Raw genomic sequence first — 25,135 nt, 5'->3', positions numbered from 1 at the left:
ATGTCCATGTTCAGCATCTTCCACATCTCCGGCAGCGCCGTCAGTGCGCAGAGCCAGCGCCTGAACGCGGTGGCCAGCAACATGGCCAATGCGGACACCGTCGCCGGCCCGGACGGCCAGGCCTACAAGGCCCGCGAGGTGGTGTTCCAGAGCCTGATGAACCGCAACGGCGGCATGACCGACGCCACCGACGTCGGCGTGCAGGTGGTCGCGGTCAAGGAGAACCAGGCCCCTGGCCGCCGCGTGCATGACCCGAGCCACCAGCTCGCCGATGCCGATGGCTACGTCACCTACAGCAACGTCAACACGGTGGAGGAGATGGTCAACATGATCTCCGCCTCGCGTTCCTACCAGAACAACCTCGAAGTCATGGGCACGGCCAAGTCGCTGCTGCTCAAGACGCTCCAGATGGGCCAGGGCTGACGCCGCCGCTGCGCAACCCGCCTGATCGCCTCAACCTCCCGCACCAGGATCGCCCATCATGGACTTCACCACCCTGAACAGCACCAGCAAGACGTCCACCGGCACCGGCGGCGCGTCCAGCAGCTCGTCGCCCAATGCCGCCGACACCCAGGACCGCTTCCTCAAGCTGCTGGTGGCGCAGATGCAGAACCAGGATCCGATGAATCCGATGGACAACGCCCAGGTCACGACCCAGCTGGCGCAGATCCAGACGGTCACCGGCGTGGGCAACGTCAACACCAGCATCCAGAGCCTGGCCAACCAGTTCAGCCAGATGCAGGCGCTGCAGAGCGTCAGCCTGGTGGGCCGCTCGGTGACCGTGCCGGGCAACAAGGTGGCGGTGGACAACGGCAAGGCGCAGCTCAACTACGAGCTGGCCAACCCCGCCGACTCGGTCAAGCTGGAAGTGCTCAACGGCGCCGGCACCGTGATCTCCACCCAGGACCTCGGCGCCCAGAAGGCCGGCAACCAGACCTACACCTGGGACGCCAGCAAGTCCGGTGAAACCACCGGCCTGACCTTCCGCGTCACCGCCACCAAGAACACCAACCCGGTCACCGCCACGACCTACACCCGCGATGTGGTGAGTGCGGTGAACACCAGCGGCGCCACCCTGCAGCTGGAACTCAAGAACAGCGGTCTGGTCGATTACGACAAGGTCCGCAACATCGTCTGACCGACTGAACCGACCCGGCCCGAACCGACCCGAACCGAACTGCCCAAGGACTTCCCATGAGCTTCCAACAAGGCCTCTCCGGATTGAACGCTTCCAGCAAGAACCTGGAAGTCATCGGCAACAACATTGCCAACGCCCAGACCTACGGGGCGAAATCGTCGCGCGCCGAATTCGCCGACATGTACGCCACCGCGCTCAACGGGGCCGGCACCAACCAGATCGGCATCGGCGTGCAGCTGCAGACCGTGGCCCAGCAGTTCACGCAGGGCAACATCACCGTCACCGAAAACCCGATGGACCTGGCCATCAACGGCAACGGCTTCTTCCAGGTCAGCGACGGCAAGAGCCCGACCATGTACACCCGCAACGGCCAGTTCAAGGTCGACCGCGAGGGCTACATCGTCAACAACGACCAGCTCAAGCTGCAGGGTTATCCGGCAGACGGCAACGGCGTCATCCAGCCGGGCCTGGCCACGTCCCTGAAGCTGCCCACCGGTGGCATCGACCCCAAGGTGACCGGCAACATCGCGATGGAATTCACCCTGGACTCCCGCGCCGGCGCCACCGCGCCGTTCGAGCTGAGCGACCCGGCCGATCCGAATTCCGCGAAGATCGACAAGACCGGCATCACGCTGAGCGACCCCAAGACCTACAACAACGCCACGTCGCTCACCGTCTACGACGCCAAGGGACAGCCGGTGGCCGTGACGCTGTACTACCAGCGCGCCAACAACGATGACGCCAACGGCAACACCGTCTGGAACGTCTATGTGACGGCCAACGGCAGTGCGGTGCAGTACGACGCCCAGGGCAATCCGATCCAGACCGAAGACGGCACCGCCACCGGCAATCCGCTCACGCCTTTCACCCAGGTCACCTTCCTGCCCACCGGCGGCAATCCGGTGTCTCCGGCCGCCAACGAGCTGCTGAACCTGAAGATCCCGGCGGGCGTGAACTCCCAAGGCGCGCCCACACTGGCCATTCCGGCGCCGCCGGCCGACCCGTCCGATCCTTCCGTCAAGGGCATTTCACTGGACATGACCTCGGCCGTGGAAAACGGCGCCAACTTCGCCGTCACCAGCCTGACCCAGGACGGCTACGCGCCGGGCCAGCTGACCGGCATCAGCATCGAGAACAACGGCATCGTCACCGCCCGGTATTCCAACGGCCAGTCCAAGCCGGCGGGCCAGGTGGAACTGGCCACCTTCCGCAATCCGCAAGGCCTGCAGCCGCTGGGCGGCAACCTGTGGAACCGCACCAATGCGTCCGGCGATGCGGTGGTGGGCGTGCCCGGGGACGGCAACCTCGGCGCGCTCAAGGCCGGCTCGCTGGAGGAGTCCAACGTGGACCTGACCAATGAGCTGGTGAACATGGTGACCGCGCAGCGCGTCTACCAGGCCAACGCCCAGACCATCAAGACCCAGGACCAGGTGCTGCAGACGCTGGTGAACCTGCGCTGATCGCCCCGGCCCCGATTGACGTCACAAGCAACGCCAAGGAACGCTGACCATGGACCGCATGATCTATCTGTCGATGAGTGGCGCACAAGCCGCCCTCTCGCGCCAGGACGTGCTGGCCAACAACCTGGCCAACGTCAACAGCAACGGCTTTCGCGCCGAGCTGCAGGCCTTCCGTTCGGTGCCGGTGCGCGGCGACGGCTCCACCGTGCGGGCCTTCTCGCTGGAAACCACCACCGGGCACGACCTGTCGGCCGGGCCGCTGGAAACCACCGGCCGCAACCTGGACGTGGCCATGAAGGGCAAGACCTGGATGGCGGTGCAGGCCCTGGACGGCACCGAGGCCTACACCCGCGCCGGCTCGATGGACGTGAATGCCGAAGGCCTGCTGGTCATGCGCAACGGCCTGCAGGTGCTGGGCGACGGCGGCCCCATCAGCGTGCCTCCCAACTCGACGGTGGACATCGGCAATGACGGCACCATCACCGCCAAGTCCGGCAACCAGCGCCCGGTGAACATCGGCAAGCTCAAGCTGGTGACCGAGGACGGCCGCTTCACCCGCCGCACCGACGGCCTGTTCGCCCCGGCAGATGGCGAGCCGCTGCCGGCCGACCCGAACGGCCGAGTCCAGGCCGGCGCGCTGGAAGGCTCCAACGTGTCGCCGGTGGAAACCATGGTGGGCATGATCGCCGCGGCCCGGCAGTTCGAGCAGCAGATGAAGCTGCTGCAGATTGCCCAGACCCACGGCCAGGCCGCGTCCAAATTGCTGAGCGACAGCTGATGCCTCGCCCGCAGAACACCGGGAAACGCCCCGGCAATCCCATGCTCATCCGGGCTTTGACCGCCCGGGATGAGGGCACAGTGCCCGTCTGAAGAATCAGGAGTTCAACATGCTACGTTCCCTCTGGATCGCCAAGACCGGCATGGAAGCCCAGCAGATGCAGCTGGATGTGGTCTCGCACAACCTGGCCAACGTCTCGACCAATGGCTACAAGCGCGAGCATGCGGTGTTCGAGGATCTGATGTATCAGAACCTGCGCCCGGCCGGCTCCGCCACGTCCGAGCAGACCAGCCTGCCCACCGGATTGCAGGTGGGCCTGGGCGTGCGTGCCGTGGCCACCTCCCGCAACCACACCCAGGGCTCGCTCCAGCAGTCGGGCAACTATCTGGATGTGGCGATCAAGGGCAATGGCTTCTTCCAGATCCAGATGCCGGACGGCACCACCGCCTACACCCGCGACGGCAGCTTCCAGCTGGACGCCAACGGTCAGGTGGTCACCAACAACGGCTATACCGTGCTGCCCGGCCTGATCGTGCCGGCGGACGCCAAGTCCCTGACCATCGGCCAGGACGGCACGGTGTCCGTCACCACGGCTGGCAACACCAACCCCACCACGCTGGGGCAGTTGCAACTGGCCAACTTCATCAATCCGCCCGGACTGGAGTCGCTGGGCGGCAACCTGTATGCGGAAACCGTCGCCTCGGGCACGCCGCAGACCGGCGCTCCAGGCACCAACAGCCTGGGCGCGGTCCAGCAGGGCTTCACCGAAACCTCCAATGTGAATGTGGTGGAAGAGCTGGTCTCCATGATCCAGACCCAGCGCGCCTACGAGCTCAACTCGAAGGCCATCCAGACCTCGGATCAGATGTTGCAGAAGCTGGCGCAGATCTGACGTTAACGGGGAATCGCTGATGGGATGGGGGCTGCGCACCGGCGTGCCCCGCCACCGATCGGATGCCCCTTCTCCGCCACTGTGCCCGACGACGCTCCAGGAGTTGCTCATGTCCCGCTCCCCCCTCGCCCAGACTTCCCTCGCCCGACCGGCCCTCCCCCGGTCGGCTCGCCGGGTGTCCGCACTGGCCCGCCACATCGTGCTCGGCCTGTCCGTGCCTGCTGCAGCGCTGCTGAGCGCCTGCAGCACGCCCTATCCGCAGCCCCGGGTGGACATGCAGCCGGCCCCGGTGGTGCGCATGCCCGAGCCGATCCCCGCCTCGGCCAACAATGGCGCCATCTACCAGAACGCGAACTTCCGCCCGCTCTTCGAAGACCATCGCGCCCGGCTGGTAGGGGACATCGTCACCGTCACCATCACCGAGAAGGTCAGCGCCAGCCAGAAGTCCAGCTCCGCGCTGGACAAGACCGGCGCCCTGTCGGCCGGTGTGACCGCCATCCCGGGCTTTGCCGCGAATTCCTTCGGCACCGGCCGTGCGGAGGTGGGCGCCACCTCGTCCAACAAGAACACCGGCAAGGGCACCAACGAGAACACCAACGACTTCTCCGGCACCATCACCGCCGTGGTCACGGGCGTGCTGCCCAACGGCCACCTGCTGATCTCCGGGGAAAAGCAGGTGGGTGTGAACAATAACGTCGATGTGCTGCGCTTCTTCGGCCAGGTCGACCCGCAGACCATCCGCCAGGGGAACACGGTGCCGTCCACGGCCGTGGCCAATGTGCGGGTGGAGCAGCGCGGCCGTGGTGCCGTGGCCGATGCACATTCAATTGGCTGGCTATCCCGGTTCTTCTTGAACCTTTCGCCGACTTAAGTTTGCCCACAATCGGTCACACGAGTCTGCCTCACGTGTGACCGAGATGTACCCAAGCACCTACCTCCCCCTCCGCCGCTTTTTCAGTCCCTGCCCCCGCCTGCTGGCAAGCGGCCTGCTGAGCCTGATGGCGCTGCTGGCTGTGGCCACCCCGGCCCAGGCCACCCGCATCAAGGAAGTGGCGGCCGTGCAGGGCGTGCGTTCCAACCCGCTGACCGGCTACGGCCTGGTGGTGGGCCTGGACGGCACCGGCGACCAGACCACCCAGGCCCCCTTCACCGGACAAAGCCTGGCCGCCATGCTGCAGGCCTTCGGCGTCACGCTGCCCCAGGGCATCACCATGCAGCCGCGCAACGTGGCCGCGGTGATGATCACCACCCAGTTGCCGCCCTTCGCCCAGCCCGGCCAGCCGCTGGATGTGGTGGTCTCCTCCATGGGCAATGCCAAGAGCCTGCGCGGCGGCACGCTGATCGCCACGCCGCTGCGCGGTGCCGACGGCCAGGTCTACGCCATCGCCCAGGGCAACCTGGTGGTCGGTGGCGCAGGCGCCTCCGCCGGCGGCTCCAAGGTGCAGATCAACCATCTGAGCGCCGGCCGCATCCCCAATGGCGCGTTGGTGGAACGCAGCGTCCCCACGCCGCTGCAGCAGAACGAATTCCTGCAGCTCGACCTCAACGCCTCCGATTTCGGCACCGCCCGCGCGGTCGCCCGGGCCATCAACAAGGCCAAGGGCGAAGGCACGGCCCAGCCGCTGGACGGCCGGGTGGTGCGGGTGCGGGCGCCCCTCGCGCCGGACGCTCGCGTGGCCTTCCTGGCGGACATGGAAAACCTGCCCATCGACCTGGAAACGCCGGCCGCCCGCATCGTCATCAATGCCCGCACCGGCTCGGTGGTGATGAACCAGGCGGTGACGCTGTCGCCCTGCGCGGTGGCCCATGGCAACCTGGCGGTGACGATTTCCAGCACGCCGCAGGTCAGCCAGCCCAATGCGCTGTCCGGCGGACAGACCACGGTGACGGAGAAGACCGACATCTCCATCAAGCAGGACCCCGGCACGCTGATCCAGCTGCCGGCCGGCACCCGCCTCAATGATGTGGTCAAGGCGCTCAACACGCTGGGCGCCACCCCCCAGGACCTGCTGGCCATCCTGCAGGCCATGAAAAGTGCCGGCGCGCTCAATGCCGAGCTGGAGGTGATCTGACATGGCGCTCTCGACTCCCCTGAGCACCGCCCTGGGCAACGGCGGCCTCACCAACGACACCCGCTCCATCGACCAGCTCAAGTCGGTCGCCGCGCGCGACCCGAAGGCGGCCGTCAAGGAGACGGCCAAGCAGTTCGAAACCCTCTTCATGCAGGAAGTGATGAAGAGCATGCGCCAGGCCACGATGAGCTCGGGCATGCTGGACAACTCCGCCACGCAGATGGGCGGCGAGATGCTGGACCAGCAGTACGCCGGCAAGATGGCCGGTCTGCCCGGCGGCCTGTCGCAGGCCATCGAGCGGCATCTGCAGCGCCAGCTGGGCGTGAAGGACGGTGAGCTGCCCAGTGCCAAGGCCGCCGCCGCCACACAGCAGCTGCCGCAGCTGGCCACCAAGAACGTGCAGCCGCATGTGCAGGACTTCATCCAGAAGCACGACAGCGCCGCCAAGTCCGCCCAGGCCGCCACCGGCATTCCGGCCAGCTTCATGATCGCCCAGGCGGCGCATGAGTCCGGCTGGGGCAAGCGCGAGATCCTGAACAAGGACGGCAGCAGCAGCTTCAATGTCTTCGGCATCAAGGCCGGTCCGAGCTGGACCGGCAAGGTGGCCGAGGTCAGCACCACCGAATATGTGGACGGCAAGCCGCAGCGGGTGACGGCCAAGTTCCGCGCCTATGGCAGCTACGAGGAAGCGTTCAAGGACTATGCCAAGCTGATCAGCGGCAACGACCGTTATCGCGACGTCGTGGCCAAGGCCAGCACCGGCAGTGCCGAAGGCTTTGCCAAGGGCCTGCAGAAGGCCGGCTATGCCACCGACCCCGAATACGCGTCCAAGCTGGCGCGTGTCATCAACACCACCATGCGCGTGCAACGCGCCATGGCCTGACGCTCTAGGACACCAGCATGTCGACCTCCGCCCTGCTTTCCCTCGGCGTGCGGGCCATGTTCGCCAACCAGGCGGCCCTGCAGACCATCGGCCAGAACATCGCCAATGCCAACGTGGCCGGGTATTCGCGCCAGGAAGTGGTGCTCACCACGCCCGAGGGGCAGTTCACCGGCGCGGGCTATTTCGGCAAGGGCGTGAATGTCCAGACGGTCACCCGCTCCCACAACGAATTCCTGACCCGCGAAGCGGCGGCGGCCAAGTCGCAGGCCTTCATGGACAACACCATGCAGGCGCAGCTGTCGCAGCTGGAAAACGTCTTCCCCACCGGCTCGGACGGCATCGGCCAGGCGAGCAACGACTTCCTCAATGCGCTGGTCGATGTGGCCAGCCGGCCCTCTGACCCGTCCGCCCGCCAGGTGGTGCTGGGCAAGGCGCAGGAACTGGCGGCCCGCTTCCAGAGCGCCGGCCAGCAACTGGCCGACCTGCAGTCGGGCGTGGTCAGCGACATGAAGGCGGACGTCAAGACCGTCAACGAGCTGGCCAAGCAGATCGCCGCGGCCAACGACCAGATCGCCCGCGCCAACGGCACCAGCCATTCCCCCAACGACCTGCTGGACAAGCGCGACCAGTTGGTCTCCCAGCTGAGCCAGTATGTGCAGGTCTCGACCGTGGCCAGCAGCGACGGCACGGTGGGTGTGTTCATCGGCGGCGGCCAGCGCCTGGTGCTGGGCAGCCAGGCCCAGGAGCTGCAGGTCACGCCCGACCCCTACGACAATTCCCGCGCGCAGCTGTCCATCACCGAAGCCAACGGCACCCGGGTGCTGGACGACAGCACCCTGACCGGCGGCTCCCTGACCGCGCTGCTGCGCTACCAGAACACCCACCTGCAGGATGCCCGCAACCTGCTGGGCCAGATGGCCACCGCCATTGCCACGCGGGTGAATGAGCAGCAGGCCCTGGGCGTGGACCTGAAGGCCTCGGCCGGCGGTCCGCTGTTCAGCATCGCCCCGCCGACCGTCATGCCGGCCATCACCAACAAGGGCGATGCCAAGCTGTCGGCCACCATCACCGATGGCTCGCTGGTCCCGGCCCTGTCCTTCGTCATCTCGGCCGACCCGACCGGCACGCCCGACAGCTACCAGGTCGCGGTGCGCCCGGACGGCACGGCCACGACGATGAACAAGGACCAGATCGAGAAGGCCTACGGCATCAGCCTGACGATGACCGGCACGATGCAGGCCAATGACCGCTTCGTGCTGGAGCCGGTCGCCGCCGCCTCCACCAGCTTCAAGCGCGCGCTGGACGACCCCAGCGGCCTGGCCGCCGCTGCGCCGGTGGTGGGCACGGTGGACGTGAACAACAAGGGCACGGCCACGGTGGACTCGCTCTACGCGGTCAACCCCAAGTTCGACAAGAGCCTGCAGCCGTCCACCGTGCAGTTCGGCACCGTCAATGCCGACCAGAGCATCAACTACACCATCACCCTGGCGGACAACACCAGCTACACCGGCACCTGGAAGGCCGGCCAGGCCATCGGCAACGACCCGGCCAACAATGTGGACCTGGGCTTCGAGCTGCGCCTGAACGGCGTGCCCCGCGAGGGGGACAAGATCAACCTGCAGCCGTCGGATGCGGTGGTCTCGACCAACAATGGCAATGCCAAGGCCTTCCTGAAGCTGCAAAGCGACACCTTCGTCGGCAAGCAGTTGCAGGCCGACGGCACCCTCTCCCGCGGTCAGACCGTCACCGAGGCCTATGCAGCCGCGATTGCCGACGTCGGCTCGCGGGTGCAGGGCGCGGAGTACCTGGCCAGCGTCTCCACGACGGTGGCCAGCCAGGCCGAGGCCACCCGTTCCGGCCAGGCCGGCGTCAACCTCGACGAGGAAGCCGCCCGGCTGATGCAGTTCCAGCAGGGCTACCAGGCTGCTGCCAAGGTGCTGCAGACCGCCCAGACCATCTTTGACCAACTGCTGAGCATCGTGCAGCGCTGATTCTCCGGATCCACCGCCGCACGCCCCCCAGTGAACTGACGCCAGGACGACCGCCATGCGCCTCTCCACCGCCAACATGTTCGAGGCCAGCATCTCGACGCTGCAGAAACGCCAGCAGGAGATGCAGGACGCCCAGCAACGCCTGACTTCCGGCAAGCGGGTCGAAAAAGGCAGCGACGACCCCACCGGCGCCGCCCGTGCCGAGCGCGCCCGCACGGCCATCGGCCAGGTGGACGCCAGCACCCGCGCGCTGGACGCCAGCCGCAACAGCATGACGCTGGCCGAAAGCGCCCTGGGCGATGCCAACGAAATCATGCAGCAGATCCGCGAGACGCTGATCGCCGCCGGCAATGCCAGCTACACCGATGCCGAGCGCAAGAGCCTGGCCAACAAGGTGCAGGGCCTGCGCGACCAGTTGCTGTCCATTGCCAACCGCGGCGACGGCGCCGGCGGCTACCTGTTCTCCGGCCAGGGCACCACCGGCACGCCCTTCCTGGACAATCCGGTGCAGCGGGACGCGGCGGGTAACCGCACCGGCGGCGGGGTCAGCTTCGAGGGCATCGGCGGCAATGTGACCACCGGCAACCTCGAGAACTATCCGCTCAGCGTGGACGGCCGGGCCGCCTGGGAGCAGGCGCGCAGCGGCAACGGCACCTTCGTGACCGGGGCCGGCACCAACGCCACCACCGGTGCGGCGCCGGCCGGCTGGATCGATGCCGGCCGGGTGACCGACCCCACGGCCGTCACCGGCGCGTCCTACTCCATCACCATCACCGGCACCGCTCCGTCGCAGACTTACACCGTCTACAACGAGACGCAGGGCCATGTCCCCGTGGCCAGCGACAACTACACGGCGGGCAACACCGTCAAGTTCGACGGCCTGGCCATGACCATCGGCGGCAGCCCGGTGGACGGCGACACCTTCACCGTCGCCCCCGCCACCAACGACCTGAAGGTCTTCGACGTGCTGGACCGCACCATCGAATCCCTGCGCAAGGACGGCCGCACCGGCACCCAGGTCACCCAGGACAACCTGGTCAACCTGCGGGATCTGGACGCCGTCATGGGCAACCTGACCAACGTGCGCAGCCAGGTCGGCGAGCAGATGAACAACCTGGACGGATCCCAGGCGCGGCTCCAGACCCTGAAGGTTTACAACCAGGCTGAGCAATCTGCCGCAGAGGACCTGGATATGACGCAGGGCATTTCCGATTTCCAGAACCAGCAGACGGGCTACGATGCGGCGTTGAAGACTTACGCCATGGTGCAGCGCATGTCGCTGTTCCAATACCTCAACTCCTGACGCCGCCATCTGCATGAACTCGACGCACGCCGTGCTGGGCCAATTGGCCCTGGGATACGCGCCCCTGGTTACCAGGCCACTCGACATCGAAGCCACCCGCGTCACCGTGTTCGCTTTGCGCCCCGAAGCGACCCCCGCTCCGGCGGAGGTGCTGGCGGCGCTGACGGACGCCTTCCCGGCCAAGCCGGTGGTGCTGAACGTGGCGCATGAAGGGCTGCTCAAAGGCCTGCTCGCCACCTCGCTGCCGCGCCACTTCCGGGTGGAGGTGCCCGCCTTCCTGGTCGGGGACGCGGAACTGGCCACCCACATCCAGGCCCGCGCCGCCGAAGGCGTGGTCACCCTGCTCAAGGGCCGGTCGGAAGCCCCGGGCTTCAAGCAGATCGTGCTGGACCTGTCCGACCTGGCCAGCGGCCCTGCCCCGGCCGGCAAGACCGTGCTGGTGTCGGGCGCCCGCAGCTCCGACGACTTCAAGCAGGCCTGGGACAAGGGCGCTGCCGGCGTGCTGGGCTGGCCCTTCCACGGTGAATTCGACGCGCCCGCCACGCCGCCCGCCGGCAAGGACACCCAGGCGGCGGACCTGCAGGTCATCGTGGAACTGATGTCCCGCGTGGACCAGGGCGAGGATGTGGAGCGGCTGGAGCAGACGCTCAAGCGCGACCCGAGCCTGGCCTTTAAGCTGCTGCGTTACATGAATTCCGCGGCCTTTGGCCTGTCGGTGGAGGTGTCGTCCTTCCGCCACGCCATCATGCTGCTGGGCTACGCCCGCCTGCGCCGCTGGCTGGCCCTGCTGCTGGCCACCGCCAGCAAGGAACATGCGATGCGCCCGGTGATGTTCGCCGCGCTGCGCCGCGGCCTGCTGATGGAAGACCTGGCCAAGAGCATGGCCGAGGCCGAGCTGCGCGATGAAATGTTCATCTGCGGCCTGTTCTCGCTGCTGGACCACATGCTGCGCCAGCCCTTCGAGAAGCTGCTGCAGTCGATTCCGGTGCCCGAGCGGGTGCGCCAGGCGCTGGTGGACCAGAACGGCCCGTACAAGCCCTACCTGGACCTGGTGCAGGCCATCGAGAACGAATCCGTCTTCGACACCCGCACCGCCATCGACGCCCTGATGCTGTCGCCGGAAGAGGTCAACAACGCCGTGCTGCGCGCCCTGCACAAGGCCGGCCAGCTGGAGTAAGCACCGCGCCCATGGACCCGACCCGCGCCGACCCTTTCCGCTCGCTGCTGGGCAAGCGGTCGGTCGCCGGGTCTTCCCTGCTGACGGGGCTCTGGGAAGGGCCCTGGCCGGCGCTGCTCATCGACGGGCAGGGCCAGGTCCTGCTGGTCAACGACCGGCTGATGGAACTGCTGGGGCCGGTCACGCTCCACAGCCGCCGTTTCAGCGGCACGCACGGCACCCACGGCACGCACAGCCCCAACCGCAGCCAGGAACTGCGCCTGCTGGACGACCAGCGGCGTGAACACCTGCTGCAGGCCTCGCTGCATCCGCTGGACGGCAGTGACCTGACGCTGGCGCTGCTGCAGGACCACAGCACCGAGCAGGCCGCGCGGGAGCGGGCCGAACGCATGCAGACCGAAATCGAGCAGTGGCTGGACCTGTGCCCGCTGCCCGCCTTGATGCAGGACGACCAGGGCCTGCTGCTGCGAAGCAATGCCGCCTTTGCCCGGCTGGCGCGGCGCCTGTGCCCGCAGCCGCCCGCCAGCCTTCAGGACCTGCCGCCCGACTGGTGCGCCCTGCTCAGCGGGCCGGTGCCGGAAGCTGGCACCGAAGTGCACCGCGAAGCCCTGGTGGCCGAGCCGCAAGGCCGTCCCCGCTGGATGCGCCTGCGTGCGCGCCGGCTGAGCGGCCCCTGGGACCGGCCCCGCCTGCTGCTGATGCTGGAAGACCGCAGCCGGGACCAGGCGCTGGAGCTGGCCCAGTTGCAATTGCAGGCCTTGATGGACACCGCCGGCGTCGGGCTGGCCACCTTCCAGCCCGATGTGGGCTGGCTGAGGCCGGGTGAGGCGCCGGAGGATCTGGCGGCGGTGCCCGCGGCGTCCGTCAGCGCAGAGGCGGGCAGGATGGGCGTCGGCAATGGCGTTGGGACCGGCCCCGCAGCCGGCTCCGCCGCCCGTTCGGCCTCCACCGCTCAGACCGCCCCGACAGCTTCAACCGCCAGCCGCGCCGATGCAACCTCCGCCAAGGCCAGCGCGCTGCAAGGCGTCAACCGCGAGATGGTCGATGCCGACTCCCGCGCGGACTACGAAAAGCTCCAGCAGGCCATCAAGCAAAGCCAGCCGCTGGCCCTGCGCTACGCCGTGCGCCATCCCGAGCTGGGCCTGCGCTGGCTGCTGACCCGGGTGGAACCGGGCGCCCTGTCGTCCGGCCAACGCCTGACCTCGGTGCTGACGCTGGACATCACCGACAACCAGCAGGCCCAGGCCCGCTACGAGCTGCTGCTGCGCGAGCTCGGCGCCATGCTGGACGGCGCCGGCCTGGGCATGGCGTATGTCCGCCGGCATCGTCTGCTGCGCAGCAACGGCGCGCTGGGCCGGATGTTGGGGCTGGGCGGCGAGCCCGAGCCGGGCACGCCGTTCGAATCCCTCTTCCAGGCGCTGCCGACGCTGCATGCCCAGGTGATGGCCGCGCTGCCGACGCTGGACGAAGCCGGACTGGAGTTTGAATTCGAGTGGCCGGGCACGGCCAGAGGCGCCGGAGACGCCAGAGACGACGACATCGTCGGAAGCGCCGAGCCGCGCTGGCATGCCCTCTCGCTGCGGCGGGTGGTGCCGCCCGAGGCGCCGCAGGAGCACGCGCTGGTGGCCGTGGTCAGCGACATCTCCCGGCTCAAGGCCCAGCAGGCCCAGCTGGAAGCCCTGGCGCAGGACCGGGAGCTGATGTTCGACCTGTCCGACGTCGGCATCGCCATCCTGCGTGACGAGCGCGTGGTGCGGGCCAACGAGGCCCTGGGCCAGATGCTGGGCTACCGGCAGGACGAACTGGTCGGCCTGCCCCATGCGGAGCTGTTTGAATCGCCCGCCGAATTCGAGCGCGACCGCCGCTCCCAGTCCCGCATCCTGGCCGAGGCCGGTCTGTGGCGGGGAGAGCGGCGCGTGCGTCGCCGGGACGGCTCGATCCTGTGGATGCAGGTCAGCAAGCGGCCGGTGCGGCCGGGGCAGCCGCAGGCGGGTGTCATCGCCACCTACCTGAGCGTGGACGAGCGCCACCGGGCGCAGCAGTCGCTGCTGCTGCAGACCGAGCGGGAGCGTGCGGTGCTGGACTCGGTGCTGGTGGGCATCGTCACGGTCGGGCGCCATGGCATCGAATGGATGAACCGATCGGCGCGGCGCATGTTCGGCGGCGACCTGGCGGCCTTCGCCGGTCGGCCGATCAGCATCGTGGCGACCGAGGCCCCGGACCATCCCTTCCGCCAGACTCACTATCTGGACGAGCTGCCGGAGGGCCAGGCCGAAACCTTCGAATGCCGTCTGGTGGCCCGCGACGGCCGCGAATTCTGGGTGGTGGGCAATGCGGTGGTCACCGGCAGCGGGCCGGATGGCGAGCGGCAGCTGACCTATGCCCTGCTGGACATCGAACGCCGACGCCAGGCGGAGGCGCAGAGCGAGCAGGCCCAGGCCTCCCTGCAGCGCATCATCGAAGCAGCACCCATCGCCATCAGCCTGCATGACGCGCGCACGCTGCAGGTCCGGCAGATCAACCAAGCGGCCACGGCCCTGGCCGGGCGGCAGGAAGAGGAACTGGTGGGCGCAAGCCTGGAGGCGCTGTTCGGCACCGAACAGGCCGAAGCGGTGCGGGCCGACATGGAATTCGCCCTGGAAAGCTCCGAGGTGCTGCAGCGGGAATACCGGCTGCAGGTCGGCGGCCATACCCGGGTGTGGGACACGCGGCTGCTGCATCTGTCCGGCCTGAATGACGCCAGCGGCGAGGTCGAACCCGAGCAGTTGCTGCTGGTGGCCACCGATGTCACCCAGCAGCGGGCCCAGGAAGCGGCGCGGCTGGAAGCGGCCATTGCGCAGCGGGAACTGCTGGTGCGGGAGGTCCATCACCGGATCAAGAACAACCTGCAGGGGGTGGCCGGGCTGCTCCAGCAGATCGCTGCCCGTCGGCCGGAGGTGGCGGGTGTCATCAACGAGGCGGTGGGCCAGGTGCAGGCGATTGCGCAGGTGTACGGGTTGCAGGTCGGGGCGTCCGGCCCGCTGCGACTGCGCCGCGTGATCGAGGCGGTGCTGGGCTCGGTGCAGCGGATGTTCGGTCGGGAGATCCGGGTGGAGGTCAGCGGCGCGGTGGCGCAGGAGTCCGAGCGCTGGGGCCTGCCGGAGGTGGAGGCCATCCCGATCGCCCTCACCCTCAACGAACTGTTCACCAATGCCCTCAAGCATGGCGGCAGCGCACCGGTGTTGTGCGAGCTGGTGTTTGATCCGGAGCAGGTGCTGCTGCGCATCATCAACGAAGGCCAATTGCCTGCAGGCTTCGACCTCAAGCAGATCCGTGGCGGGGTATCCGGGCTGGGGCTGGTACGCGCCTTGCTGCCGCGGCGCAGCGCGCTGCTCACGCTCCAGCAGGAAGGAGAGCAGGTGCTGTGTGAATTGAGCCTGTGGCCGCCTGGGGTGAGTTGGCTGCCCCAGACCGCCTGACCCCGTGAATGGGTGGTGTGCCGGGCGCGGGTGCGACGCATCACCCCGCCCGCAGGCGCAGGCGCAGGTGTAGGTGCAACGCACCGCTCAAGGCCTGTTCTGGCCCCGTGCCGCGCCCGCTCTGGCCCCGCTCCCGCAGAGCGCCACCGCGTGATGTAGCCGCTTTGTGAAGGGCCCGCGCGAGATTGTGACGGCTCGCAAACGAGCGGGGCGGTCTCCGGCATTTCGGTGACAATGTTCGATCAGCCAAAGAAAGCTTGGACAGCAGCGTGAACAGCGTGAGTGGCTTGGGCGACCGCCCATTCGGGAATCGACCGGATCCGGCTGGACGGGGGGCGGCTTATGGCGCCCGCGGTCCCCACGGCGCAGGCGATGGCCTGTCTGGCGACAACTACGGCAACAAAGGCCGCATCCTGGTCGTGGACGACGACCGGCTGGTGCTGGCCACGCTCACCCATGGCCTGTCGCAGGCCGGCTACGACGTGCTGGATGCCGACAATGGCGACGACGCCATCCTCATCGCCCGCCAGCAGCGCCCTGACCTGGCCTTGCTGGACATCCGCATGGAAGGCATGAGCGGCTTTGATGTCGCCGGCTACCTGCGGGACTATCTGCAAATCCCTTTCATGTTCCTCTCCGCCTTTGCGGACGAGGCCACGGTGGCCAAGGTGAAGGAACTGGGCGCGCTGGCGTATCTCGTCAAGCCGCTGGACATCCACCAGATCGTGCCGGCGGTGGAAGCCGCCTTCGCCAACCGACCCGCCCGCGGCAGCGCGGAGCCGGCCCCGGCGGCCCCGGTCGAAAGCCAGGAAGCGCTGGACCGGGTGGAGGCGATGGCCCTGGGCATCCTGATGCACCGCTACTCGTTGACCCGCGCCCAGGCGCTGGCACGCCTTCAGCGCATGGCGGCGGAACAGAAGATCAGCCCGGTGGACCAGGCCCAGCGCCTCATCGAAGCAGTCGAGCAGCTCGCGCTGGGCGCCTGAAGACGGCACACGCGGGCGGCGCACGCCCAGGCATTGCCTCCAGCGCCGGGCCGGCGCGGCGCCAGGCCCGCCGCAGCCGCACGGATCACGCCGGCGGCAGGCTGAAGTAAAAGCGCGCGCCCTTGCCCACTTCGGACTCGGCCCAGATGTCTCCGCCATGCCGGCGCACGATGCGCCGGGCGGAGGCCAAACCGACCCCGGTCCCCTGGAATTCGCTGGCACTGTGCAGCCGCTGGAACACGCCGAACAGGCGGTCGGCAAAACGCATGTCGAAGCCGGCGCCGTTGTCGGACACCACAAAGACCGGCTCGCCGTCCCGCCACATGCTCTCGAAGCGGATCGCCGCCTCCTCCTGACGGCTGCTGTATTTCCAGGCATTGCCCAGCAGGTTCTCCAGCACCATGCGCAGCAGGGTCGGGTCACCCGTCACCCGCAGCCCCGGCTGCACGAAGGTCTCCACCCGCCGCTCCGGCGCGGATCGACGCAATTCCTCCAGCACCATCGACGCCAGCAGCGACAGGTCCACCGTCTCCTGGCGCAGGGTCTGCGCGGACAGCTGGGACAAGGCCAGCAGCGCGTCGATCATCGCGTGCATGCGGCCCGCTGCGCTCAGCACACGGTCCAGATGATCGTTGCCGGCGCGGTCCAGCAGCCGACCATAGTCTTCCTTCAGGATGCGGGTGAAGCCCTCCACCACCCGCAGCGGTGCCCGCAGGTCATGGGAGACGGTGTAGCTGAAGGACGCCTGATCGGCCCGGGCCTGCTCCGCCGCGCGCATGGCCAGCGCCGCCGGGACGGTGTCCGCAGCCCCTTGCGGCCACAGGCTCAGCAACTGGCCCTGCCCCTGCGGGACCGGGGTCAGGCAGAGCCACCAGGCGCCGCAGGCACTGCCGGACTGCAGGTCCGGATCGGCCAGGGCCTGCCGCAATTCCTCCGGCAACCGCTCCTCGCAGGCGCGCCACAGCTGCCCCTTGACCTCGACCGTGCCGCCCATCATCTGGGAGGCTGCGTCATTGAAATCCATCAGCCGGGTCGCCGTCCCGGTCGCGACATCGCTCAGCAGCCAGGCGGGGCCCGGCAGGGCCTGGAGCCAGTCGGTAGCGACCACTGGCACGGGGAGTGACGCCTGGGCCTCTTTCTCCGGCTCCGGTCGGGCCGTGCCCAGAAAGCCATTGAAATGCCCGGTCGCGTCCAGCACCGGCTGCCCGCGCAGTTCCCAGCAGCGGCCCTGGGCATCCCGCACCCGCCATCCATTGAATGATTGCCCGGCGGTCATTCCAGCGGCCAGGTCCAGGCCCTCGTCCGCCGGCTCGAAGCGCTCCCACAGGGTCTGCGTCACGGCGCCATGCAAGGGGCCGCCCACCCAGTTGGAGGCCGGGGCGCCCTGCGGCGCCTGCCAGCGCACCAGATGATGGGACGCATCGGTCTGCCAATGCCAGTCCGGCAGCAATTGCGTCAGCACTTGCGATTGCTGACGCGATTCCCGCAGCAATTCACCGAATTGCGCCCGCGCCAGACGGACCGCCATGTGCCAGGACACGGCCGCCACGAACAGCATCAGCACGGCACCGGCCACCAGGGCGGTCAGCACCAGCCCGGGCCCCGCCTGTTCCAGATTCAGCGCCACCAACAGGACGAGGGCAAGAGCCGCCAGCCCCAAGGCCAGCGCTGCTCCCTTCCACGGCCGACGGCGAACGACGGCTTGCCCCAACCTAGTCATGCTAGCCATTGTAGGCAGGCATGCCAGGGGATCGTCAGGTCGCCGTGGCGTCTCATCAAACGGATGGAGGCCGGTCACACGGCAAAAACCAAGGGCTTACCCCGATTTCGGTTGGTGGCGGCCCCAGATTTGCCGCTTTTTCGCACGACTGAGGCCTTAGGCTGACAGACAATGCAGCGTGACCTTGCGTGAAATCATCACTGCAGATCCATCATTAAAAGATGTCACCAGACCCCATCCTGACGATGCCTTCGCGCCCGATGCCCCCCCCCACCGTGCTGGACGAGCAGGCCCTGGCCCGTCTGCGCGAGCTGGACCCGGGTGGCACCAACCATCTGCTGGAGCGAGTGGTCGGCGCCTTTCTCAAGGCCCTGGAGCAGCAGGAGGAGGTGCTGCGCCAGGGGCTGGCGCCGGATCCCGACCTGGCGGCGGTGCGGCATGTGGCCCATACGCTGAAGTCGGCGTCGGCCAGCCTGGGCGCGCTGTCGCTGTCGCAGCGCTGCGCGGACATCGAGGCGGCCGCACGGGCCGGCGACGGGCCGCTGCTGCCGGCCCTCACCAGTGCCGTGCTCATGGAAATCGACGCTGCACGCCAGGCCATGCAGCCCTTGCTGTCGCCCACGCAATGAAAGGGGCGACGTGAAGGACAGCCTGTTGAATGAACGTCCCCGCGTCCTGCTGGTGGACGATGACCCGGTCAACCTGATGTTGATCGAAGCCGCGCTGCGCGAGCACGGCTTCGAGGTGACCAGCATCCACAGCGGCGAGCAAGCGCTGGAGCTGGTGACGCAATGGACCCCCGAGCTGATCGTGCTGGACGCGCTGATGCCCGGTCTGGATGGTTTCCAGACCTGCGAGCGTTTGCGTGCAATGCCCGGCTTCGAGAACTCACCCATCCTGATGCTCACCGGGCTGGATGACGAAGCGTCCATCAATCGCGCCTACCAGGCCGGTGCCACCGACTTCTTCGTCAAGTCCACGCAATGGCGCCTGCTGGCGGGCCGGCTGCGTTATCTGCTGCGCAGCTCCCGCACCCGCATCGAGCTGGAACGCAGCAAGGCCAAGCTGGCGCGTGCGCAGGACCTGGCCCGCATGGGCAGCTTCGAATGGCAGACTGGCCAGGGATTCAAGCTGGCCAACGAGGCGCTGCGGGTCTTTGGACGCAGCCCGACCGATCCGCTCGACTTCATCGGCGTCATGCGCATGGTGCCGCGCGAGGAGCGGCTGCTGTTCATGCGGCTGCTGCGGGACGTGGTGGCCCACAACTCGGTGCTGGTCACCGACCTGCCCTTCACCCTGCTGGACGGCCGGCAACGCGTCATCCACATCGAAGCCGAGCCGGAGTTCAATGAACACGGCAATGCCTGCGGCTATACCGGCGTCATCCAGGATGTGACCGACCGGCGCATGGCCGAGGACCGCATACGGCAACTGGCCAATTTCGATGCCCTCACCGGCCTGCCCAATCGCCGTCAGCTGATGTGGCGGGCCGAGAGGGCCATCGAGGCGGGACGGCGCATGGGCCACGACGTCGGCCTGCTGCTGATCGACCTGGACCGGTTCAAGGTCATCAACGACACCCTGGGCCATGCGGCCGGCGACGAGCTGCTGATGGAAGTGGGCCGCCGGCTGCGCTCCTGCGTCCGCCATTCCGATCAGGTGATGGAAGGCATGCTGGAATCGGTCGGCACGCGCTCGCACCGCACGCTGGAAGCGGTGGGCCGGCTGGGCGGTGACGAATTCGTGGCCCTGCTGCCCGAAGTCAGCGATGAAGGCGATGCCGAGCGCGTGGCCGAGCGGGTGCTGGAAGCCCTGCGCGAGCCCATCTTCATTGCCGGACAGGAATGCTTCGTGACGGCCAGCGTGGGCATTGCGCTGTATCCGCGGGACGGGCTGACCATGGCCGACCTGCTGCGCAATGCCGACGTGGCCATGTATGCGGTGAAGAACCAGGGCCGCAATGCGTCGGCGCTGTATTCCCCGATGCTGGCCGGCCGGGGCCGCGAAAAGCTGGAACTGGAATCGGCACTGCACAAGGCCATCGAGCGCGACGAGCTGGTGCTGCACTACCAGCCCAAGATCGACGTGCGCACGGCCCGCATGGTGGGCGCCGAAGCGCTGATGCGCTGGCGCCGCGGCAACACCCTGGTCCCGCCCGGTGAATTCATTCCGCTGGCGGAGGAGACCGGCCTGATCGTGCCCCTGTCCGAATGGGCGCTGCGCGAGGCCGCGCGGCAGGCCAAGGTATGGCAGCTCAATTTCGGCTTCTCCGAATCGATCGCGGTGAACCTGCCCAACCGGCTGTTCGAGCGTTCCGACCTGGTGGAGCACATCCACCAGTTCGTCAGCGCCTGGGGCGTGCCCCACCGGGCCATTCAGCTGGAGATCACCGAAACCGGCTTGATGAAGGACCTGCAGAGCGTCATTCCGTCACTGCATCGTCTCAATGAAGTCGGCGTGGAGATCTCCATTGACGACTTCGGCACCGGTTATTCCTCGCTGGCCTACCTCACCACGCTGCCGATCTCGGAAGTGAAGATTGACCGTAGTTTTGTGAGGGATCTGGGCATTACGCCGCAGAGTTCTGCCGTGGTTACTGCGATCATTGCATTGGCCCGTTCGCTGGGCTTGCAGGTGATTGCCGAAGGCGTGGAGACTCTGCGCCAGATGGAAGTGCTGCGGCGGCTGGATTGCAGCCTGATGCAGGGCTTCCTGTTCAGCAAGCCGCTGCCCCCGGACGAGCTGGAGCGTTGGCTGGCGCAGACTGTGCTGCCCCGCAAGGCTCCCTGGATCCTTCCCTCGGCCGATGCGGGTGAAGAACTGTCCCAACGCTGATTTCAAGTTTTACCGATGCCGCAGCAGCCCCCCGCACTGATTGCCAAGGCGGCCCTGCGCCGACTGGCGCTGGACAAGCTGGAACCCACGCCGGAGAACTACGCACGGGCCTATGCCCAGGAGGCGGGTGAACCTGCCCGAGACAACGGCGCCCTGCCCGACCGGGCCCAGGCCCCCATCAGCCGTCTGCTGAGCCTGGCGGTGCCCGACCTGCAGGTGCGCACCGGCCTGGCCACGCAGCTCAAGGAAGGCCGCTGGGATGAACTGCAACGGGCCCTGGAGGCCCTGCAGCAGACCCATGGTGCCGGCGCGCAGGCCGAGCAGATGGCGCAGTTGATCGAGCGTCTGATGAAGGGGCTGGAGCGCGGTGGACGGCAATGGACCCTGGCTCGAAAGAAGGACGGCGTGCTGCGCGTGCTGGCCAGCAACCGCACCGACCCGCAGCGGCTGATGCAGCGCCTGCGCCAGCTGGTGGGCAGCTGGGACAGCGACACCAGCGACGCGCGGGTGGAGACCCAGCCGGCGCCGCTGGATGACGGCCTGGAGGACGACGACGATCGCAACGGCGGCACGCCCAGCCAGTTCTTCACCGAAGACGAAGTGGCGGCGGCGGACTCCGACGCGGCCCGCTACGGCGAGCTGTCCAGCCTGCTGGGCGCCCAGGGCCCCGGCGAGGCCCGCTGGCCCGACATCGGCACCAGCCTGACCGGCACGGTGCAGCATGCACTGCGCGGCGAGGATCCACGCGCGGTCGACCTGGTGGCGGAACTCGATGCCGCGCTGGCCGAGATCCGGCAGGGCGGCGCCACACCTGAACGCGCCGAAGCCATGGAAGCCTTGTGCCTGCGGGTGCGCCGCTGGCTGGACCACCGCGATCATGCCTTCGTGGAGCTGGGCAAGCTCTGCGGCGCGCTCACCGAAAGCCTGGCCGATCTGGCCGAGGACGATTCCTGGGCCCGCGGCCAGTGCGAAGCCATGGGCCAGACCCTGGCGCAAGGGCTGACGGCCCGCAGTGTCCGCTCGGTCAACGAGTTGCTGGTCAACACCCGCAGCCGCCAGGCGAGCCTGCGGGAAGAACGCAGCCGCGCACGGGATGCCCTCAAGGGCCTGATCAACCGCATGCTGCAGGAGCTCGGCGAACTGGGCCAGCACACCGACCGCTTCAGCGACAGCGTCGGCCGCTATGCCGAAGTCATCGAGCAGGCCGACACGCTGGAGAGCCTGGCCGGCGTGGTGCGCGAGATGGTCGAGGAAAGCCGCAGCGTGCAGTCGCTGGTGCAGCAGACCCAGGGCCGCCTGCGGGATGAACACGACCGCGCCAGCCAGCTCGCGGAGCGGGTGGAGGCCCTGGAGGATGAGCTGCGCAAGCTGTCCAACGAGGTGCAGACCGACCAGCTCACGCAGGTGGCCAACCGGCGCGGCCTGATCGCCACCTTCGAGACCGAGCGGGCCAAGCTCGAGCGCGAGCCGCGTCCGCTGGCCCTGGCGCTGCTGGACATCGACAACTTCAAGAAGCTCAACGACAGCCTGGGCCATGCGGCCGGTGACGAGGCCCTGAAGTCGCTGGCGGCGCGGGTGTCCAGCATGCTGCGTCCCGGGGACAAGGTGGGGCGCTGGGGCGGCGAGGAATTCGTGCTGATCCTGCCGGAAGCCCCGCTGGAAGAGGCGCAGGCGGTGCTGCTGCGGTTGCAGCGCTCGCTGTCGGCCAGCCTCTTCATGCATGAAGGGCGCGACGTGTTCGTGACCTTCTCGGCGGGCGTGACGCTCTACCGCCAGGGCGAGACCCTGGAGCATGCGCTGGACCGCGCCGACGAGGCCTTGTATGAGGCCAAGCGCACGGGGAAGAACCGGGCTTGTGTGGCGTGAGACCGCGGCGCTGATGCAGCGAACGTCATGCCGCGAACAAATTGAGCGGATGCGCCACTGACCGGTTTCCAAACAACCGGAGTGCGCACATGATCAGCCCCGTTGCAGTCGACCAGACGCCAGGGATGGAGAACTGGTGGTCCGAGTGGATGGCGCCGATGGCACCCACTGCGGCTCAGCCTGTCGAGAACCCTCACGAGGGAGCGCATGGGGGCGCGTATCAAGAACCCAATCAGACCGCGTATGGGAGCGCCTATGAGGGCGCCTATGGGGGGTCGGAGCCCCGTCGCTCTCCCCTTCAGTTGCCACACCTGTCTCTCCTTACTTCGCCGGCCACGTCTCCCATCGCTTCTCCCATCGCTTCTCCCATCGCGCCCCCCATCGCGTCTTCCATCGCGTCCCCCATCGCGCCCTCACTCTCGCCGCTCCGTCCGTCCACCCTCGTGGCACCCCAGGGGTCGTTCGATGTCCCCCCCCTTCTGTCTCCCATTTCCGCGCCGCCGTCCACCTCCCCGCCCGCTGCGACGTCGCCGTCTTCCAGCGCTCCGCCAACCCGGATGCGGCCGCATGACGACAGCAGCGCGCCCGTGGCGTGGTCGGAGGGCTCGCTCGATCTTGTGCCTTTGCTTCAGCGGATCAAGGACATTCCGTGGGGCGCAACCCTCTCCGCCGCCCACGACCGGACCGCGGCGTCGCTGATGGAAGCCATCGCCCAATCACCGCGCGTTTTCCTGCGGGCGGACGACGAGTTCTGGATGCTGGCCGAGCAGACGCGGCACCCGTTCATTCAATTGCTGACCCGACCCCCTTCCGGCGAAGCCCGTCCGCTTGGTACCCAAACTGCTTTGAACCAATTCCGGGACCAATGGATACGCTTGATGAGCATGCACCATCTTCCGGGCACGCCATTGATGGTGCACAAGGTCGTCCCGCTGGACAGGGATTTGATTGAAGCGTCCGCCCACACGCTGCCGATCACCCTGGGCGCGCAGCATCCCGAGGGATATCGGAACCTGGCCGCCACGACGGCGACGAACGGCGAGGTCAGAGCCGTCAAGGAGTTGCCCGGCCCCCCAGCGCTGTTGTCACTCGTCAGCGTTCCAGGGGGGCTGCGCCTGGCCACCTGTTCAGGAGAGCCGGACGAGGTCGGTTTCCGACGCGGCGCCCCCCCGCGTCATGACGAAGCCCGTGAACACTTTAGAACCGTGTTCCAGGAGGCGGCGGCTCTGCAGGAGGATCTGTCCACGGCTGTCCACAGGTACAACTGCAAGGTCCCGAAAGCGCTGCAGCTGACGCTGCGCGCCGACCTACCCGGCGGCATGACGGCGGCGACGCTGCAGCGGGGCAGCCGCGCCAGCCGTGAACGGATGTTGTGGTTTGACTACCGCCTTCTGGCCAGTCCGGGCCGCGTGGATGAACGGATCACAGATCCCTCGACCCAGTTCTTCCTCAAGCAGTGCCGCAACCATGCGCGGCAGGATGTCAATGCGCTCAACCTCCATCCTGCCAGAATGCCCATCCCCGCCGAGATCTGCCGTCAGGAGGTCGTCATCGGCTGCGCCGTCCAGCTCCGGGTCGAGGCCAAGCAGGCGGACCTGCCCGAGCACGAAAAGCGGATACGGTTCGGTCTCTCGATCGACGACATCATGGACCTGCTGACTTTTCCGGAACGTCGCATGGTCGAGGCGCTACAGAAACAGATCCGGCCGCAAGCGCCGAGCGGCGCTGCGTCAGAAGCCGCCACCACCGCCCGGCCCGCACTTCCGGTCACCTATGTCCTGCAGCACACGGGGCATCCGATGAACTGCATGCTGGTGGTCACCCCGCTCGCCGAGGCCGCATCGTCAAAACAGAAACGGGCACCAGCGGCGACTGCCTCATCAGAGACCAAATCGGAACCCACCAGCCCCCACCGGGTGGGCGGGCAGGACGATGCGATGTTCGATGTTCTGGTCGGCACCTTGGCCGCTGACATTCGCCAATCCGGGCACTGGCATTTGCTGACCGCGAAACTGCCGCCGCTGCTGCTGCAGGGCTGCACGGGCTGGCCCATCGGGCGGCCCTTGGAGGTGGTGCAGGCGGACACCCTGGCGGGCCCGCAGTGGACCGATGGGCACGCAGGTGGGAGCGCCACGATCGAACCGGTGCGAATTCTGCAGTCGCCGCAGACCGGACGGTATATCGGCTGGAGGGACGGCCAACGGGTCGAGGTGAGTCCGGACGGTGACAGTTTCTACGCCGCCGTCCTGTGCAGCTTGTCCGACGCAGAGCGCCAGACCCTGCTGATGGCCTGCGGAATGGATCAACAGCAGATGGCCTACGTGTCCCTTGCCATAACCGCCCTTCGACAACACGTTGCGAACTCGCTCTTCATGCATCGTGCGGACTATCGACGCCTCATCATCGATCTGTCCGCAGCCCCGTGACGGTCTTGATCACAGACCTGCGAACGCCCAGCGGCGACCCGGCACTCAAGGTCGTTTCCATCGGCCGGAGTGCCTTGCATGATCAGCTCCTTCCCTGCGACGTCTGCGTTGAAAGACCTCAACCAGGACGTGTCCACGTCGGATATGTCT

At 67.7% G+C, this 25,135-nt stretch carries 18 protein-coding genes; 17 read left to right on the top strand and 1 reads right to left on the bottom strand.

Annotation, left to right across the window (positions count from 1 at the left end; genetic code table 11):
- The 13 genes from flgC (at position 1) to DES44_RS08480 (ending at position 16,138) form a co-directional block, all read left to right on the top strand.
- Positions 1-423, top strand: a complete 423-nt coding sequence (flgC, locus tag DES44_RS08540) for a flagellar basal body rod protein FlgC (protein ID WP_058934580.1) — start codon at positions 1-3, stop codon at positions 421-423.
- 58 nt (positions 424-481) lie between these two features.
- A complete protein-coding gene (locus DES44_RS08535; RefSeq protein WP_058934579.1) occupies positions 482-1,138 on the top strand; it encodes a flagellar hook assembly protein FlgD in 657 nt (218 codons plus the stop codon).
- A gap of 56 nt (positions 1,139-1,194) precedes the next feature.
- Positions 1,195-2,598 carry a flagellar hook protein FlgE gene (gene flgE / locus DES44_RS08530; protein ID WP_058934578.1) on the top strand — a complete coding sequence of 468 codons (1,404 nt, stop codon included), beginning with the start codon at positions 1,195-1,197 and terminating at the stop codon, positions 2,596-2,598.
- Positions 2,599-2,647: 49 nt separating this feature from the next.
- Entirely contained in the window at positions 2,648-3,376 is a 729-nt protein-coding gene (flgF, locus tag DES44_RS08525; RefSeq protein ID WP_058934577.1) for a flagellar basal-body rod protein FlgF, read from the top strand.
- Positions 3,377-3,485: 109 nt separating this feature from the next.
- Entirely contained in the window at positions 3,486-4,268 is a 783-nt protein-coding gene (gene flgG / locus DES44_RS08520) for a flagellar basal-body rod protein FlgG (protein WP_058934576.1), read from the top strand.
- Positions 4,269-4,377: 109 nt separating this feature from the next.
- Positions 4,378-5,139: a flagellar basal body L-ring protein FlgH gene (locus tag DES44_RS08515; protein WP_083525478.1), complete on the top strand. Its 762-nt coding sequence runs from the start codon at positions 4,378-4,380 to the stop codon at positions 5,137-5,139.
- Between the two features lie 46 nt (positions 5,140-5,185).
- On the top strand, positions 5,186-6,340 hold the full coding sequence (locus DES44_RS08510; RefSeq protein ID WP_058934575.1) for a flagellar basal body P-ring protein FlgI: 1,155 nt from the start codon (positions 5,186-5,188) through the stop codon (positions 6,338-6,340).
- A 1-nt stretch (position 6,341) separates the two neighbouring features.
- Positions 6,342-7,223, top strand: coding sequence for a flagellar assembly peptidoglycan hydrolase FlgJ (gene flgJ, locus DES44_RS08505; protein WP_058934574.1), 882 nt, complete (start codon positions 6,342-6,344; stop codon positions 7,221-7,223).
- A gap of 17 nt (positions 7,224-7,240) precedes the next feature.
- Positions 7,241-9,214 (top strand): flagellar hook-associated protein FlgK, encoded by a 1,974-nt coding sequence (flgK, locus tag DES44_RS08500; RefSeq protein ID WP_058934573.1) that lies wholly within the window; start codon positions 7,241-7,243, stop codon positions 9,212-9,214.
- Positions 9,215-9,269: 55 nt separating this feature from the next.
- A complete protein-coding gene (gene flgL, locus DES44_RS08495; protein WP_058934572.1) occupies positions 9,270-10,517 on the top strand; it encodes a flagellar hook-associated protein FlgL in 1,248 nt (415 codons plus the stop codon).
- A gap of 13 nt (positions 10,518-10,530) precedes the next feature.
- The gene (locus DES44_RS08490) at positions 10,531-11,694 is read left to right on the top strand and encodes an EAL and HDOD domain-containing protein (RefSeq protein WP_058934571.1); all 1,164 of its coding nucleotides are present in this window, start codon (positions 10,531-10,533) and stop codon (positions 11,692-11,694) included.
- Positions 11,695-11,705: 11 nt separating this feature from the next.
- Positions 11,706-15,152 carry a PAS domain S-box protein gene (locus DES44_RS08485; RefSeq protein WP_058934570.1) on the top strand — a complete coding sequence of 1,149 codons (3,447 nt, stop codon included), beginning with the start codon at positions 11,706-11,708 and terminating at the stop codon, positions 15,150-15,152.
- 269 nt (positions 15,153-15,421) lie between these two features.
- Complete coding sequence (locus DES44_RS08480) at positions 15,422-16,138, top strand: ANTAR domain-containing response regulator (protein ID WP_232309967.1); 717 nt, start codon at positions 15,422-15,424, stop codon at positions 16,136-16,138.
- An 85-nt stretch (positions 16,139-16,223) separates the two neighbouring features.
- Here DES44_RS08480 and DES44_RS08475 read toward each other — a convergent pair whose 3' ends face one another.
- Entirely contained in the window at positions 16,224-17,858 is a 1,635-nt protein-coding gene (locus DES44_RS08475) for an ATP-binding protein (RefSeq protein ID WP_147307026.1), read from the bottom strand.
- A 260-nt stretch (positions 17,859-18,118) separates the two neighbouring features.
- Here DES44_RS08475 and DES44_RS08470 point away from each other — a divergent pair, with 260 nt between their 5' ends.
- The 4 genes from DES44_RS08470 (at position 18,119) to DES44_RS08450 (ending at position 24,985) form a co-directional block, all read left to right on the top strand.
- On the top strand, positions 18,119-18,487 hold the full coding sequence (locus DES44_RS08470; RefSeq protein WP_198164924.1) for an Hpt domain-containing protein: 369 nt from the start codon (positions 18,119-18,121) through the stop codon (positions 18,485-18,487).
- Positions 18,488-18,512: 25 nt separating this feature from the next.
- Entirely contained in the window at positions 18,513-20,693 is a 2,181-nt protein-coding gene (locus DES44_RS08465; RefSeq protein WP_232309966.1) for a putative bifunctional diguanylate cyclase/phosphodiesterase, read from the top strand.
- A 15-nt stretch (positions 20,694-20,708) separates the two neighbouring features.
- On the top strand, positions 20,709-22,559 hold the full coding sequence (locus tag DES44_RS08460) for a GGDEF domain-containing protein (RefSeq protein WP_058934566.1): 1,851 nt from the start codon (positions 20,709-20,711) through the stop codon (positions 22,557-22,559).
- A gap of 587 nt (positions 22,560-23,146) precedes the next feature.
- Entirely contained in the window at positions 23,147-24,985 is a 1,839-nt protein-coding gene (locus DES44_RS08450; RefSeq protein WP_147307025.1) for a hypothetical protein, read from the top strand.
- Positions 24,986-25,135 lie beyond the last annotated feature (150 nt).

The sequence above is a fragment of the Roseateles depolymerans genome, assembly GCF_003387155.1.
Taxonomy (GTDB): Bacteria; Pseudomonadota; Gammaproteobacteria; order Burkholderiales; family Burkholderiaceae_C; genus Roseateles; species Roseateles depolymerans.
Note: the sequence above shows the minus strand (reverse complement) of the source record. Positions and strands in the feature narration are given on the sequence as shown.

Coding starts and splice junctions, on each gene's coding strand:
- flgC (WP_058934580.1), top strand. CDS start 1: ATGTCCATGTTCAGCATCTTCCACATCTCCGGCAGCGCCGTCAGTGCG.
- DES44_RS08535 (WP_058934579.1), top strand. CDS start 482: ATGGACTTCACCACCCTGAACAGCACCAGCAAGACGTCCACCGGCACC.
- flgE (WP_058934578.1), top strand. CDS start 1,195: ATGAGCTTCCAACAAGGCCTCTCCGGATTGAACGCTTCCAGCAAGAAC.
- flgF (WP_058934577.1), top strand. CDS start 2,648: ATGGACCGCATGATCTATCTGTCGATGAGTGGCGCACAAGCCGCCCTC.
- flgG (WP_058934576.1), top strand. CDS start 3,486: ATGCTACGTTCCCTCTGGATCGCCAAGACCGGCATGGAAGCCCAGCAG.
- DES44_RS08515 (WP_083525478.1), top strand. CDS start 4,378: ATGTCCCGCTCCCCCCTCGCCCAGACTTCCCTCGCCCGACCGGCCCTC.
- DES44_RS08510 (WP_058934575.1), top strand. CDS start 5,186: ATGTACCCAAGCACCTACCTCCCCCTCCGCCGCTTTTTCAGTCCCTGC.
- flgJ (WP_058934574.1), top strand. CDS start 6,342: ATGGCGCTCTCGACTCCCCTGAGCACCGCCCTGGGCAACGGCGGCCTC.
- flgK (WP_058934573.1), top strand. CDS start 7,241: ATGTCGACCTCCGCCCTGCTTTCCCTCGGCGTGCGGGCCATGTTCGCC.
- flgL (WP_058934572.1), top strand. CDS start 9,270: ATGCGCCTCTCCACCGCCAACATGTTCGAGGCCAGCATCTCGACGCTG.
- DES44_RS08490 (WP_058934571.1), top strand. CDS start 10,531: ATGAACTCGACGCACGCCGTGCTGGGCCAATTGGCCCTGGGATACGCG.
- DES44_RS08485 (WP_058934570.1), top strand. CDS start 11,706: ATGGACCCGACCCGCGCCGACCCTTTCCGCTCGCTGCTGGGCAAGCGG.
- DES44_RS08475 (WP_147307026.1), bottom strand. CDS start 17,858: ATGACTAGGTTGGGGCAAGCCGTCGTTCGCCGTCGGCCGTGGAAGGGA.
- DES44_RS08470 (WP_198164924.1), top strand. CDS start 18,119: ATGCCCCCCCCCACCGTGCTGGACGAGCAGGCCCTGGCCCGTCTGCGC.
- DES44_RS08460 (WP_058934566.1), top strand. CDS start 20,709: ATGCCGCAGCAGCCCCCCGCACTGATTGCCAAGGCGGCCCTGCGCCGA.